The following is a 15107-nucleotide window of genomic DNA, read 5'->3' as shown; positions in this document are numbered from 1 at the left end:
GGCTTAAACCCTGCTTTGGGTATTCACCAGCAAAGTTATGCAGAAACCGTTATCCTGTGAACATACCTGCATTCCATTTTTCAGGAGCGAAACAATGAAAGTTGCGGTTTACAGCACCAAACAGTATGACCAGAAATACCTCGAACACGTCAACGCCAGCTACGGTTTTGAACTGGAGTTCTTTGACTTTCTGCTGACAGAGGCCACCGCCAAAAACGCCGTCGGCTGTGATGCCGTCTGTATTTTCGTTAATGATGATGGTGGCAAAGTGGTGCTGGAGGAACTGGCTGCACTGGGGGTGAAATATATCGCGCTGCGCTGTGCCGGATTCAATAATGTCGATTTGACCGCCGCTGCGGCGCTCGGTTTACAGGTAGTGCGCGTACCCGCCTATTCGCCGGAAGCCGTAGCGGAACATGCGGTGGGCCTGATGATGACGCTGAACCGCCGCATCCATCGCGCTTATCAGCGTACCCGTGACGCTAACTTCTCGCTCGATGGCTTAACCGGTTTCAATATGCACAATAAAACCGCAGGCGTGGTCGGCACCGGTAAAATTGGTGTGGCTGCCATGCGTATCCTGAAGGGCTTTGGTATGCGCCTGCTGGCGTTTGATCCTTATCCCAGCCCGCAGGCGCTGGAGCTTGGTGCAGAATATGTGGATTTGAAAACCTTATTTGCCGAGTCCGATGTCATCACTCTGCACTGCCCGTTGACGCCGGAAAATCATCATCTGCTGAATGCCCATGCTTTCAGCCAGATGAAAGATGGGGTGATGATCATCAACACCAGTCGTGGTGGCTTAATTGATTCTCAGGCCGCAATTGACGCGCTGAAGCAGCAGAAAATTGGCGCGCTGGGGATGGATGTGTACGAAAACGAGCGGGATCTTTTCTTTGAAGATAAATCGAATGATGTGATTCAGGATGACGTGTTTCGTCGCCTCTCGGCATGCCACAACGTATTATTCACCGGCCATCAGGCATTCCTGACGGCGGAAGCCTTAACCGCCATCTCCGAAACCACGCTGAGTAATCTGGGGCAGCTGGAACGGGGAGAAGAGTGTCCCAACCTGGTAAAAGCCTGACTGTGTGCGCCTGCGTTAGCGGGCGCATCTCCCACCCATCAGCGCCTGCTCATCACAACGACGACCATTTGCCAACTGGCACATCCCGATACGGGAACCATCGAGCTGACGTGAAAACGCCAGTGTACCCCCGGCATTCGAGCAATTCGATTCCGCCAGCGACGACATCACCACCTGCGGTTGTATATGTGCGGCAGTCGCCTGTTGCGGCGGTTCATTATCACTATTGCTGCTGCAGGCAGAAAGTAACAGTGCAGCACCGGCCAGCAGGAAGGAAGCGGCTTTCATCGTTCAGGCTCCGGGCGGATAGGGAAAAATTCGAACCAGCATATGTCAGGCGCAGCAAGGGGTCGAGAGGCGACACAGCTTTTTACAAAATTTTCTTTCCGGCTTTGCAACCAGAATTTTCCTGATTGACGTTTTTTTACCACTTAGCGGCGAAAAGTGCCCACCTTTCAGACCCACAGCAACCTGCCGTAAGTGGCGTAAAAAGCGGCAAAGTTAGATTTCGATGCGCAGGATTCAGCACACCACACAGATAAGAAAGTGACGACAGGTCGCTTTGCTAGACTGAGATAATTAACCCCGGCAATTTTACGGGCATTTTCAGCTTAGCAAAGGACGATCTATGATTACCGTCGACGGCAACGGTGCTGTGGCTTCTGTCGCCTTCCGTACCAGTGAAGTTATCGCCATCTACCCCATCACGCCCAGCTCAACCATGGCAGAGTTGGCGGATAGCTGGGCAGGCGTTGGCCGCCGCAATATCTGGGGCGACGTCCCGCGTGTGGTGGAGATGCAATCCGAGGGCGGTGCGATTGCCACCGTTCACGGTGCACTGCAAACCGGCGCACTTTCCACTTCGTTCACCTCATCGCAGGGCCTGCTGCTGATGATCCCGACACTCTACAAACTGGCCGGGCAACTGATGCCGTTTGTCCTGCATGTGGCGGCACGTACCATTGCTACCCATGCCTTATCGATTTTCGGCGATCATTCTGACGTGATGGCGGTACGTCAAACAGGTTGTGCGCAACTTTGTGCCTCCAGCGTGCAGGAAGCGCAGGATTTCGCCCTGATTGCGCAAATGGCATCGCTTAATAGCCGCATTCCGTTTATCCATTTTTTTGACGGTTTTCGTACTTCGCACGAGATCAATAAAATCGTCCCGATCAGTGACGAGACGCTGCTGGCACTGATGCCACAGGAAGCGATTGCGCACCATCGCGCCCGCGCCCTCACCCCGGATCACCCGACAGTGCGCGGCACCTCTGCCAATCCGGATACGTATTTTCAGTCACGCGAAGCCACTAACCTGTGGTACGACGCCTGCACCGGACATGTGATTAACGCCATGGAGGCGTTTGCCGGGCAAACCGGCCGCCGTTATCAGCCGTTCGAGTTTTACGGCCATCCGCAGGCGGAGCGGGTGATTATCATGATGGGGTCCGGCTGTGGCACCGCCGAAGAAGCCATTGACGCGTTATTGCAGCGTGGCGAAAAAGTCGGTCTGGTCAAAGTCCGCCTCTATCGTCCGTTCTCCGCCAGCCATCTGTTGACCGTTCTGCCCGAATCTGTCCAGCGTGTCGCGGTGCTGGATCGCACCAAAGAGCCGGGCGCGCTCGGTGAACCGCTGTTTCTGGATGTGATGACCGCACTGGCGGAAGCCTACAGTCGCGGCGAGCGCAGTACGTTGCCGCGGATTAGCGGTGGACGCTACGGTTTATCATCGAAAGAATTCGCACCCGATGCGGTACTGGCGGTGTTCCGCGCCCTGCAACGTCCTGAACCACCGGCCCGCTTTACCGTCGGTATTTATGACGATGTCACTCATCTGTCGCTGCCGCCGGAAACCAATATTGTCCCCAATCGCGCCCACCTGGAAGCCTTGTTCTACGGGCTGGGCAGCGATGGTAGCGTCAGTGCCACCAAAAATAACCTAAAGATTATCGGCAATGCCACGCCCTGGCAGGTGCAGGGTTATTTTGTCTATGACTCGAAAAAAGCCGGCGGGCTGACGGTCTCGCATTTGCGTGTCAGCCAGCAACCTATCCAGTCGGCCTATCTGATTCAGCAGGCCGATTTTATCGGCTGTCACCAGCTACAGTTCATCGACAAATATGCGATGTTAGACCAACTCAAACCCGGCGGTATTTTTCTGCTGAATACCCCCTACGCGGCCGATGAAGTGTGGTCTCGTCTGCCACAGGAAGTGCAGACGCAGCTTAACAACAAACAGGCGCGTTTTTACGTGATCAACGCCGCCCGCATTGCGCGCGAATGCCAGTTAGGGGCACGCATCAATACCGTGATGCAAATGGCTTTCTTCCAGCTGACGCAAATTTTGCCGGGGGACAGCGCCCTGACAGAACTGCAAAACGCTATCGCCCGCAGCTATCGCAGCAAAGGTGAGGAACTGGTGCAGCGCAACTGGCAGGCGCTGGCAATGGCACAACAGGCGCTGGAGGCGGTGCCGTTGCAACCGGTCGATACCCGCAGCCCGCATCGCCCACCGGTTGTTGCAGATAATGCACCTGATTTTGTCAAAACCGTGACGGCAGCGATGCTGGCCGGTCTGGGTGACAAATTGCCGGTATCCGCTTTACCCCCCGATGGCAGCTGGCCGACCGGCACCACCCAATGGGAAAAACGCAACATTGCCGAGGCTGTACCAATCTGGCAGCCCGATCTCTGTACCCAATGCAACCACTGCGTGGCGGCCTGCCCCCATTCCGCCATTCGCGCCAAAGTCGTGCCGCCGGAAGCGCTGGCGGGGGCGCCCGCTACTCTGGCCTCACTGGATGTTAAATCGCGCGATATGCGCGGACAAAAATACGTGTTACAGGTCGCCCCCGAGGATTGCACCGGCTGCAACCTGTGCGTTGAAGTGTGCCCGGCCAGCGATCGTGAACATCCGGAAATCAAAGCCATCAACATGAAATCTCGTCTGGAGCATGTTGAAACGGAAAAAATCAATTACGACGCCTTTCTTGCCCTGCCGGAGATCACAGCCGAGCAACTGGACCGTATCGATATCCGTACCTCTCAGTTGATCACCCCGCTGTTTGAATATTCCGGTGCCTGCTCCGGCTGCGGCGAAACGCCTTATATTAAGTTGCTGACTCAGCTCTACGGCGACCGGCTGTTGATCGCCAATGCAACCGGCTGTTCCTCCATTTATGGTGGCAATCTGCCGTCTACGCCTTATACCACCAACGCGGAAGGACGCGGGCCGGCCTGGGCAAACTCCCTGTTTGAAGATAACGCCGAGTTTGGCCTGGGGTTCCGGCTGAGCGTTGATCAGCAACGTCAGCGAGCACTGCGTCTGCTGGAACAGTGCGCCGCGCAACTACCAGAGAACCTGGTCGCCGGCCTCAGAAGTGACAATGTCACACCATCATTGCGCCGTGAGCAGATCGCGCAACTGCGCAACCTGCTGCAAAGCTCGACACTGCAGGATGCTCAGGCGCTAATGATCGCAGCCGATGCGCTGGTGGATAAATCGGTGTGGCTGATTGGCGGCGATGGCTGGGCCTATGACATCGGTTATGGTGGGCTGGACCATGTGATGAGCCTGAGTGAAAACGTTAATGTGCTGGTGCTTGATACCCAATGCTATTCCAATACCGGCGGACAGGCTTCGAAAGCCACTCCACTGGGGGCCGTCACCAAGTTTGGCGAACAGGGAAAACGTAAGGCGCGTAAAGACCTCGGCATGGCAACCTTACTGTACGGGCATGTTTATGTGGCGCAGATTTCGCTCGGTGCCCAACTCAATCAAACGGTGAAAGCGATTCAGGAAGCCGAAGCCTGGCCGGGGCCGTCGTTGATCATCGCCTACAGCCCCTGCGAGGAGCACGGCTATGACCTGGCCTATAGCCATGAACAAATGCGCCTGCTGACCACCAGTGGATTCTGGCCGCTCTATCGCTTCGATCCACGTCGTGCGGAACAGGGCAAAGCCGCCTTGTCACTCGATTCACGCCCACCCAGCTCTGAGCTGGAGCAGGCATTGATGAATGAGCAGCGCTTCCGGCAGCTGCAAACCAGCGAACCGGAAGCCGCTGCCCGGTTGTGGCGTGATGCCAGCGACGCTGCTAATCAACGTTATCAGCGGCTGGCAGAACTGGCAGGGAAAGCAGAGAAAAACGAGTCATAAACAAAGCCCGGCACAAATGGCCGGGCTGCAAGCTTATCAACAGGGCTTGAGTTGCGTAATTGCCATCTCCACTGCCCGGTTCGGGGATCCGGTTAATTCGCGATAACGGAGTTGCAGATTTTGTAGCTCCGTTGCCAGCACATCTTTTTCTGTCGCCGCGCCACGCTGCGCCAGTTCCAGGTAACATTGCCCCACCAGGCGGCACGCTTCTTCAAATACCATGTCGTACGTTTGCATCTGCCTCTCCTCACCTTTAGAAACTAAAGTAACTTATGCTTCCATCCTGTCAGTGCAGACAAAGCAAAATCTTCGCGCAGATCAATAAATGCACAAATAATTCAGGCAAAGAATGCTGATCCGGTTCCAGTGGCTGACTTAGCCAGAAAAACGTGGCTTCTCCATGCGGAATCCCAGTCCGATCAGGCGACCAAATACAAAACGCAGAAAGGGAAAGCGGCGGATAAGACCAGGCATCGGGCTTTTACTGCCGGGCTTACGTTTATTGCTGCTCATTTTAATTTGCAGAAATTGTGTTGCCACCGTCGGAAACTGACGGCGTTTCTGTACCTTCGCCAAATCGCGCACACTGACTTCACCCCGGCGCAGCGGTTCCGTCAGATAATTGGCGGCTGCGACCGCATCCTGAATCGCCAGATTGACGCCAACCCCACCTATCGGCGACATCGCGTGCGCCGCATCGCCGATGCAAAGCACACCGGGCTTCGTCCAGCTATCGAGCCGGTCAATACGGATCGACAGTAACTTAAATTGCTGCCACTCCTCCAGCATTGACATCCGTTCCACGCTAAAGGGGGCAACGGCAGCGATAGCCTGTTTAAACTGATCCAGGCCCGCCACCTTTAATTCCTCAAACTGGCCTTTCGCAATGGTGTAGCCGCATTGCCAGTAGGTGCCGCGATCGATAACGATAAAGTTTTGCCGTGGCCCCTTATGTCCCATTCCCCAGGTCGGATCGCCCGACTGTTTATCCAGCCGAAACCACACCACATCCTTTGATGCGCCAAACGCCCGACTGGTCAATCCGGCGGCGAGACGGACCGCTGAATTGCGGCCATCAGCCCCCACGATCAGCGGGGCCTGAATTTCCACCGGGCCCTGTTCGGTGTTCGCCCGAATTCCCCGCACAGTGTCATGCTGGTAGAGAAAACTGTCGAAAGTGGTGGATTGCAGCAGAGTGAAACCGGCAAACTGCGCGCTTTTCTGCGCCAGAAAGTTGAGAAAGTCCCATTGCGGCATAAACGCGATAAAACGGCATTGCACGGGCAGTCGGGTGAAATCGGCCATGGTGACTTCCTCACCGGCCAATTCAGCCTGTAACTTTTCTGCACGCTGGTGTGGCAATAGCAAAAGTTCGTCCAGTAAACCGAGCTGATGCATGATTTCGAGTGTAGAGGGATGAATGGTATCTCCGCGGAAATCGCGCAGGAAGTCGGCGTGTTTCTCTATCACCACCACGCGTAACCCCGCGCGCACTAGCAGATACCCCAGCATCAACCCCGCCGGGCCTCCGCCAACAATACAGCAATCGGTTTTCAGGATGTCATTCGCTTCGGGCTTCATAACCACTCCTTTGTTAGCACCCGATCAGTTTATGATAATAATTATCATTTGTGTATAGATGATAATTCTGCGCTTATGATGATCATACCCATCTTTTTCCCGTGCCTCGTACCTGATAAAATATAACGTCAGCAAGGTTCTAATACTCATCAGGTACGCAAGGTAGAAAAACAATGACACGGACTTTCACAGCTCTTTTTTTTATTATTTTCCTGTGTGCATTTTCTTATTTAAAGCTAAAAGGAATTTCCCACTATTCAGATGATGTCGTGTTTTCGCAAGAAGCACATACCCCAGATATTTTCCAATGGCTTATTACACGCTATCAATCATGGTCCTCCCGCACCGCCATTGAATTCGCATTATTGAAAATAATAAACCATAAACAAACATGGGCATTTTTAAATTCATTCTTCTTCGCTGTAACCGTATGTTCATTATCCTGGATAGTAGCGAAAAATAAAAAAGATGCCATTTTAGCTAGCCTGTTCTTTGTACTGGTCATACTTTTTACTATTAAAAAAGGATTTATCAAGGACGGCATCCTGTGGATGACTGGCTCAGTTAACTACTTGTGGCCGTTTGCCCTTTCCATATTAGGCTTTGCTCTGCTTAAACGATGCACGACAGAACAGCATCTCTACAGAAATGCATTCTTCACCGCGGTAATTTTTTTCTTGTCGTCGTTCAGCGAACAGATTGTGGTCATCAATCTCTTTCTATTGCCGACTATCGCTTTGCTCTATCGGGGACCAGTGAGAAAAGCGGCACTCATCTCTCTGGCAGCCACTCTGCCGGTGTTCACGTACATCGTACTCAGCCCGGGAAATACGCGTAGATTATATCTTGAGATTGGGCGCTGGATGCCTGATTTTGTTAATCTCAATCTTGTTGATAAAGTGCTCATGGGATTGAGTCTGGCCTTTGACCAGATGTTCACTGTTCAGCCAGTCGCAGTTGGTATTATTTATTTATGTTTAGCCCTGATACTCCGCAACAATAAAAAGGCTCAAATATTTTCTCTGTTACTGCTTATTGCAACCATCATCTTGTCACTGATTGAACGCAGAGTTTTTGCCACAGCAAATTTTGATGCCATCTATAAGTTCAGTTCAGAAAATATAACCAGCTCTTTCGCCATTGCCAGAGCCGCTACGGTTATCATCTTTGCTCTCGCCACCACCTTGCTATTGTTCCTGGCGCAACAGGAGAGGAGAACGGCATGGCTCATCGCGATAGCCTATATCGTCTCATATTCAGGAACGGTGATGCTCGGCCTGTCACCTACCATCTATGCTTCAGGGCAACGAGTGCTGATGGTGTCAGGAATGATGGTGTCTGCGCTGGCAGCGTATCTGGCTCTTCAGGCGTGTGCAATGCGTCGGAGCAAGCTGCTCCGGTGATTATCGCGGCAGAATGCAGGCACTTTATCTGAAGAATCTCAGTAGCCGTATAACCAGGATAACTGCAAAATGCGCTGGCGTTCAGCGCTGCAATCCGTACCATACGCACTCATGTCAGAGGGGTTTTCAGTCGCGGGATGCGTTCTGTGATGCTTCACACCTCAAGCCGTCATTGTAAAGCGTGAAAATAATGTCAGAAAATCAAGAAGTCACAAAAAAAGAGCAGTACAACCTGAACAAATTACAAAAGCGTCTGCGTCGTAACGTGGGCGAAGCCATTGCTGATTTCAATATGATTGAAGAAGGCGATCGTATCATGGTGTGTCTGTCGGGCGGCAAAGACAGCTATACCATGCTGGAAATCTTACGTAATCTGCAACAAAGCGCGCCGGTTAACTTTTCACTGGTGGCGGTGAATCTTGATCAGAAGCAGCCCGGCTTCCCGGAACACATACTGCCCGCGTATCTCGATAACCTCGGCGTTGAGTATAAGATTGTTAACGAAGATACTTACTCCATCGTTAAAGAGAAGATTCCGGAAGGCAAAACCACCTGTTCATTATGCTCGCGTCTGCGTCGCGGCATTCTCTATCGCACCGCGACTGAGCTGGGTTGTACCAAAATTGCCCTTGGCCATCATCGCGACGATATTCTGCAAACGCTGTTCCTGAATATGTTCTACGGCGGCAAGATGAAGGGTATGCCACCAAAGCTGATGAGCGATGATGGCAAGCATATCGTGATCCGCCCGCTGGCCTACTGCCGCGAAAAAGACATCATCCGTTTCTCTGAAGCTCGCCAGTTCCCGATTATCCCGTGTAATCTGTGCGGCTCCCAGCCTAACCTGCAACGTCAGGTGGTGGCCGATATGCTACGCGACTGGGATAAACGCTACCCGGGCCGTATCGAAACCATGTTTAGCGCGATGCAGAACATCGTGCCGTCCCATATGGCCGACATTAACCTGTTTGACTTCAAAGGCATTCAGCATGGCGATGCGGTGATTGATGGCGGCGATCTGGCATTCGACCGTGAATCGCTGCCCGTGCAACCTGCTGGCTGGCAACCGGAAGAGGAAGATGCTGCCGATTTAAGCGTCCGTCTGGATGTGTTGCAGATAAAGTAATTCGCCCCGACAGAAAAAGGCGCGTCGCTTCGGCTACGCGCCTTTTTTATTAGCGATGCGGTGGCGGATCGATAATCGGTGGAAACTCAGGATCGTAGGGCGGATCGGGTTCAGGAATGGGTTGTGGATGCGGAATCGGTTCCGGAATCGGTGGCGGATCGGTTGGTATGGGATCGGTGGCGCGGATAACTGACATGCCGTTCTCCTTGTCGCTGAATGTCTTATAAGCATAGGAAAAGATAAGCGGCACTGGCAAACGGGCAAAAAAAAGCCGGCGGATTAGCCGGCGTTGTACGAATCAAATGTGCTATGCAGTAATTCAAAAAAGGAAGTAAGACAATATGGAGCGCAACGCCCATCGCTTGACGTTGCATTCACCTGCGAGAGAGAGTTTGCTCCTGTTGCCTGATGTGGATATTGACGTCGATCAGTTTTTTTACGCTTTTTTACCCTCGCATCCTTAATTTACAGCGGGTTACCTTCTGCTAACCCGCCATTAACATCATCAGTAGCGCTTATAGCCATTTGCGTTGTCTTAGCCACCAGGCCAGTCCCACTACCATGATTAATAACAGCAGGCAGAACACGCCAAAACCCATATGCCAGCTATTGCCCGGGATACCCCCGAGGTTGACACCAAACAGGCCGGTTAAAAAGGTGGTCGGCAGGAAAATCATCGCCAGCAATGACATGGTGTAGGTACGCCGGTTCATCGCTTCCGCCAGCACTGCGGCGATTTCATCGGTCAGCACTGCCGTTCGTGCCACCCCCGCATCCAGATCGTCCAGCCCGCGGCCAAGTCGGTCGGCAATATCCTGCATGCGACGACGGTTATCGTCGTCCATCCACGCCAGCTTTTCACTGGCCAGTCGTGCATAGACATCCCGCTGCGGGGCCATATAACGACGCATCACAATCAGTTGCTTGCGCAGCAACGCCAGTTCACCCCGGGCCGGGACCTGTTGATCCATCAGGGCATCTTCCAGCTCGATAATCTTGTCATGCATCTCTTCAATAAATTCACTGGCATGATCGGTAAGCGCATCACACACATCCACCAGCCAGCTGCCGCCGTCTACCGGGCCATTGCCGTTTTGCAGATCGGTCAGCACTTCATCGACGGCGTAGACTTTACGACGACGCGTCGAAACAATCAGTTTGTCATTAATAAATACCCGCATCGCCACCAGTTGATCCGGTCGTGAATCACTGTTGTGGTTAACGCTGCGCAGCACAATCATAAAACCATCGCCAAGGCGTGACACGCGTGGCCGCATGCTATCGCCAGCCAGCGCATCACGCACGGCATCGGGGATGAGTGGGGTTTTTTGCAGCCATTCAGCGCTCTGCTCCTGGGTGTAATTCAGGTGTAGCCAGCAAGGACGTTCACAATTGATGACCTCAGTCTCATCAATAGCGATCACCCCACCTTTGCCGTCGAGCTGACAAGCCACAATGGCATCTGAAACCTTCAATTCTTTACCTTCAATGACGTTCACGAACTCGCCTCTCCATCAAAATCAATACGATACAGTCTAGCGTGGCGACGACGAGTTGCAATCTTCAGGCTGTGAGCAAACATGACAGGCGGCCAGAGCGGCCGCCAGGGAGATTAGTGTTTTTCAATCCACATTTCGCGGCTGTAGGCCACGTCTTCCGGATTGGTAATCGGGTAGCCTTTCACCCAGGGTTTAATCAGACGTCCATTGGTGTACTGATAAATCGGCGCAATCGGTGCCTGTTCAGCCAGAATTTGCTCGGCACGGTTGTAGTCCTGATTTCGTGCCTGCGCGCTGGTTTCGTTACTGGCTTTTGCCAGCACGGCATCGTAATCGGCATTATGAAAACGCGCGATATTGCCGCTATGGCTGGAAGTCAGCAGGCTGAGGAAGGTAGAGGGCTCGTTATAATCTCCCACCCACGAGGCACGAATAACGTCAAAGTTGCCGCTGTTGCGGCTATCGATATACGTCTTCCATTCCTGATTTTGCAGCGTGACATCCACGCCCAGATTCTTTTTCCACATCGATGCCACCGCAATTGCGATTTTCTGATGGCTTTCTGAGGTGTTGTACAGCAGCGTCAGATGCAGCGGTTTAGCCGGTCCATAGCCCGCAGCCGTCAGCAGCGATTTAGCCTGCGCATTGAGTTCCTGCTGGCTATGCTGCTGCATATAACTTTTCTGCGGCGTAAAACCTGCTGTTACATCCGGCGTGAAGCGCCAGGCGGGCTTCTCACCGGTGCCCAGCACTTTTTCGGCGATGATGCGGCGATCGATGGTCCATGTCAGCGCCTTACGCACACGGATATCGGCAGTCGGGCCTTTTTCGGTGTTAAAGGCGTAGTAATAGGTGCCAAGCTGGTCCGGAGTATAGACCTGGCCCGGCAGCTCTTTTTTCAGCAGCGCGTACATGTTTTTCGGAAAGGATTCAGTGATATCGATATCGCCAGCACGATAACGTTTGGTAGCGCTGGATTCCTCATTGATTGGAATGAAGGTGACTTTAGTCAGTACCGAGTGCGCATCATCCCAATAATGGCTGTTACGGATCAGCACAATTTTTTCATTCACGACACGATCCTGGAGCTGATAAGCGCCGTTGCCGACCAGCTTACCGGGGGCCGTCCAGCCATCACCCTCTTGTGCAATGACTTTTCCCGGCACCGGAAACAGCGCCGCATTGGCTACCATGCTGGGAAACCACGGCACCGGGCGTGACAATGTCACCTTAAGACGATTACCATCCAGCACGCTGACACCCAACTTGTCAGGGCTCATCTGCCCTTTGGTGATGGCTTCAGCGTTCTCGATGCCGCTCAACGTCGCAAACCAGGCTGAAGGCGAGCTATTTTTCGGATCAACCAGCCGTTGCCAGCTATAAACAAAATCCTGGGCGCTGACCGGGTCGCCATTGGACCAGCGGGCATCTTTGCGGAGGTTAAAAATCCAGGTCTTGTTATCGTTACTGCTCCAGCTTTGTGCCACGCCTGGCACGATATGGCCCTGCGCATCCTGATTGGTCAGCCCTTCGAACAAATCACGCATGACCTGAATTTCCGGCAGGCCGACGGCTTTCATCGGATCAAGCGATGCAGGTTCATCTTTAATATGGCGCACGATTTCCTGTACCGGTGCCAGTTGTGCGCCCGGCGGCACATTGGCGGCGAATACCGGCGAAGTTGCACCGATAACCATTAAGGCAGCAAGCGTCTTGCGAAAAGTTATTTTCATCACCACTCCTTTACCCAAAAAAAGGCGGCCGCCAAAAAAAATGCGCCACCTGCGGCTTTCGGCACTTTATCGCAAATTGCTGATTGATAAATAGCTATTTTCCCGCGCGCTGTTTACCGTTATGTTGAGGCTGGATCCCCGGTCACAATTTGAGGAAGTTTCTTATGTCGTCACTACACCCGCGCCCACTGCGCGGCAAGCTGGATGCTGTCTGGCAACAATATGGGCAATCGGTGCTGGGTGCGCCGCTGCTATGGTTTCCTGCTCCGGCTGCCGATGCCGAGAGCGGTCTGATTATCGCGGGGACTCACGGTGACGAAAATGCCGCAGTGGCGACGCTATCGGGCGCTATGCGTACTTTACCGGAGTCACTGCGACGTCATCACGTTATCCTGGCAGTCAATCCTGATGGCTGTCAGCTTGGTCTGCGCGCCAATGCCAATGGTGTCGATCTCAACCGTAATTTTCCGGCGGCTAACTGGCAAAGTGGTGACACCGTATATCGCTGGAACAGTGTGGCAGACCAGCGCGACGTGGTGCTGTCTACCGGGGAACGTCCCTCATCAGAGCCAGAAACCAGCGCGCTGTGTCAGCTGATTCATCACATCAAGCCGCGCTGGGTGGTGACCTGGCATGAGCCTCTGGCCTGCATTGACGATCCGCACAATAGCGAACTGGCGCAGTGGTTGTCGCAGCAGACGCAACTGCCGGTCGTCAGCAGTGTCGGGTATGCTACCCCCGGCTCGTTTGGCAGCTGGTGCAGTGATCTTGACCTGCTGTGCATCACTGCCGAGATGCCACCGATTTCGGTGGACGAAGCCACCGAGGTGTATCTGGAAACCATGATTAATCTGCTGCGCTGGCAGCCGCAGGGATAAGCAGCCCGTTAGCAAAATGCAGCGACGGTTCCACATCCGCAGCCAGCCAGGTGGGACCGTCGAGATCGGCAAACTGCGCCAGCGGCGTCAGCGGAAGCGCCGCACGGATGGCACGCGACGTGCACAGCATGCAGCCCAGCATGATGCCGAATCCCTGCTGCCGCGCACTGACAGCCAGCGCCAGTGCCTCCGTCAACCCACCGGTTTTATCCAGCTTAATGTTAACCATTTCATAGCGTCCTTGCAGGGCAGCCAGGCTTTCGCGGGTATGGCAGCTTTCATCGGCGCAGATCGGCAGCGGGTGAATAAAATTCGCCAGCGCCGCATCCTGGGCAGCAGGGAGTGGCTGTTCCAGCATCGCCACCTGAAGGTCGGCCAGCAGCTGACAACGTGCCGCCAGCCCTTCTGCCTGCCAGGCCTCGTTGGCATCAACAATCAGCGTGGCTTCCGGCACGGCGCTGCGAATCGCCACCAGACGCTCGCTGATGAAGTTATTGTCCAGCTTAATTTTTAACAGCTTTGCACCGTGCTGCCATAGCGCCAGCGCGCTGCTGGCCATGGCATCAGGTGTGTCGATGCTGACGGTATGCGCGGTGACGATACGGCTGGCGAGGCTGACACCACATAGCTCCGCCAGGCTTTGCTGTTGTTGCTGGCGCTCCAGATCCCACAATGCACAATCAACGGCATTACGCGCAGCCCCCGGCGGCAGTGCCTGTTGTAAGGCTACCCGTGTCATACCCGCCTGCAACTGCGGTAGCACGCTGGCAATTTGTGCCAGCACAGAGGCTTCGCTTTCCCCATAGCGCGCGTAAGGTGTTGCCTCGCCCACGCCGCGAATCCCTTCATCTTCAATTTCCACCACCACCACTTGCGCTTCAGTGCGGCTGCCACGCGAAATGACAAACGGTGAATGCAACGGCCAGGCTTCCGGATAACTCTTTACTGTTCTCATTATTTCTCCTTTAATCCGTCACTTAAATGCGAGGCAGCTCAGTAATCGCTACGATTTGCTCTCGTAAACCCTTAAAAAATATGTCATAAACAACGGCTATACCTGTACTGACGTGTTAAAAGTCAGCTATTTTCATCGTTAAAAGGAAATCGTATGTCTCAGAATGTTCACTTCCAGGGCAACCCGGTGCCAGTTGCAGGCCAGTTCCCGCAGGCAGGCACCCAGGCTAAACCGTTTTCTCTGGTAGCTAAAGATCTCGCTGATGTGACTCTTTCTCAGTATGCAGGCAAACGCAAAGTCCTGAACATTTTCCCGAGCATTGATACCGGCGTCTGTGCCGCTTCTGTGCGCAAGTTCAACGAACTGGCGGGTAAAGCCAACAATACCGTGGTGCTGTGCATCTCCGCTGACCTGCCGTTTGCGCAGTCGCGTTTCTGCGGTGCAGAGAGCCTGAACAATGTGGTGACACTGTCTACCCTGCGTGGTGCTGAGTTCAAAGAAGAATACGGTGTGGCGATTGCCGAAGGCGCGCTAAAAGGCCTGACCGCGCGTGCGGTGGTGGTGATCGACGAAAACGATAAAGTCATTTATAGCGAACTGGTGAACGAAATCACCAGCGAGCCAAACTACGATGCGGCGCTGGCTGCGCTCAACTAAGTCGTAAGTTAAAAAAAACCGTCTTCAGC

General features: G+C 53.7%; 13 protein-coding genes. 6 read left to right on the top strand and 7 right to left on the bottom strand.

Annotated elements, in window-relative coordinates:
• The first annotated feature begins 94 nt into the window (after window positions 1-94).
• On the top strand, window positions 95-1087 hold the full coding sequence (locus tag PW844_RS15830) for a 2-hydroxyacid dehydrogenase (RefSeq protein ID WP_299453628.1): 993 nt from the start codon (window positions 95-97) through the stop codon (window positions 1085-1087).
• 15 nt (window positions 1088-1102) lie between these two features.
• Here the strand turns inward: PW844_RS15830 and PW844_RS15825 are convergent, their stop codons facing one another.
• Window positions 1103-1375, bottom strand: a complete 273-nt coding sequence (locus PW844_RS15825; RefSeq protein ID WP_084874997.1) for a DUF333 domain-containing protein — start codon at window positions 1373-1375, stop codon at window positions 1103-1105.
• Between the two features lie 340 nt (window positions 1376-1715).
• Between PW844_RS15825 and nifJ the strand changes: the two genes are divergently transcribed.
• A complete protein-coding gene (gene nifJ, locus PW844_RS15820) occupies window positions 1716-5246 on the top strand; it encodes a pyruvate:ferredoxin (flavodoxin) oxidoreductase (RefSeq protein WP_299453625.1) in 3531 nt (1176 codons plus the stop codon).
• Window positions 5247-5282: 36 nt separating this feature from the next.
• On the opposite strand, the gene PW844_RS15815 is transcribed toward nifJ, so the two are convergent.
• Together PW844_RS15815 and PW844_RS15810 are read right to left on the bottom strand one after the other, a co-directional pair.
• Window positions 5283-5483, bottom strand: a complete 201-nt coding sequence (locus PW844_RS15815) for a DUF2767 family protein (protein ID WP_084875001.1) — start codon at window positions 5481-5483, stop codon at window positions 5283-5285.
• 138 nt (window positions 5484-5621) lie between these two features.
• Window positions 5622-6827, bottom strand: a complete 1206-nt coding sequence (locus tag PW844_RS15810) for an FAD-dependent oxidoreductase (protein ID WP_299453616.1) — start codon at window positions 6825-6827, stop codon at window positions 5622-5624.
• A 173-nt stretch (window positions 6828-7000) separates the two neighbouring features.
• Between PW844_RS15810 and PW844_RS15805 the strand changes: the two genes are divergently transcribed.
• Both PW844_RS15805 and ttcA read left to right on the top strand, forming a co-directional pair.
• Window positions 7001-8230 carry a DUF6056 family protein gene (locus PW844_RS15805; RefSeq protein ID WP_299453613.1) on the top strand — a complete coding sequence of 410 codons (1230 nt, stop codon included), beginning with the start codon at window positions 7001-7003 and terminating at the stop codon, window positions 8228-8230.
• A gap of 190 nt (window positions 8231-8420) precedes the next feature.
• The gene (gene ttcA, locus PW844_RS15800) at window positions 8421-9356 is read left to right on the top strand and encodes a tRNA 2-thiocytidine(32) synthetase TtcA (protein WP_299453610.1); all 936 of its coding nucleotides are present in this window, start codon (window positions 8421-8423) and stop codon (window positions 9354-9356) included.
• 49 nt (window positions 9357-9405) lie between these two features.
• Here the strand turns inward: ttcA and PW844_RS15795 are convergent, their stop codons facing one another.
• From PW844_RS15795 to PW844_RS15785, 3 genes are all read right to left on the bottom strand, one after another.
• A complete protein-coding gene (locus tag PW844_RS15795) occupies window positions 9406-9552 on the bottom strand; it encodes a hypothetical protein (protein WP_167379243.1) in 147 nt (48 codons plus the stop codon).
• Between the two features lie 319 nt (window positions 9553-9871).
• Window positions 9872-10855 carry a zinc transporter ZntB gene (gene zntB / locus PW844_RS15790; protein ID WP_299453605.1) on the bottom strand — a complete coding sequence of 328 codons (984 nt, stop codon included), beginning with the start codon at window positions 10853-10855 and terminating at the stop codon, window positions 9872-9874.
• 113 nt (window positions 10856-10968) lie between these two features.
• Window positions 10969-12588 carry an ABC transporter substrate-binding protein gene (locus PW844_RS15785; RefSeq protein WP_299453602.1) on the bottom strand — a complete coding sequence of 540 codons (1620 nt, stop codon included), beginning with the start codon at window positions 12586-12588 and terminating at the stop codon, window positions 10969-10971.
• 164 nt (window positions 12589-12752) lie between these two features.
• Between PW844_RS15785 and mpaA the strand changes: the two genes are divergently transcribed.
• Window positions 12753-13466, top strand: coding sequence for a murein tripeptide amidase MpaA (gene mpaA, locus PW844_RS15780; RefSeq protein ID WP_299453599.1), 714 nt, complete (start codon window positions 12753-12755; stop codon window positions 13464-13466).
• Here the strand turns inward: mpaA and ycjG are convergent.
• A complete protein-coding gene (gene ycjG / locus PW844_RS15775) occupies window positions 13435-14421 on the bottom strand; it encodes an L-Ala-D/L-Glu epimerase (RefSeq protein WP_299453597.1) in 987 nt (328 codons plus the stop codon). The two genes, mpaA and ycjG, sit on opposite strands and share 32 nt — an antisense overlap.
• Window positions 14422-14574: 153 nt before the next feature.
• Between ycjG and tpx the strand changes: the two genes are divergently transcribed.
• Window positions 14575-15078: a thiol peroxidase gene (gene tpx, locus PW844_RS15770; protein WP_084875021.1), complete on the top strand. Its 504-nt coding sequence runs from the start codon at window positions 14575-14577 to the stop codon at window positions 15076-15078.
• Window positions 15079-15107: the final 29 nt, after the last annotated feature.

Origin of the sequence: Pantoea sp. (assembly GCF_028283705.1) — a bacterium.
GTDB lineage: Bacteria > Pseudomonadota > Gammaproteobacteria > Enterobacterales > Enterobacteriaceae > Pantoea.
This window is presented reverse-complemented; position numbering and strand designations above follow the sequence as displayed.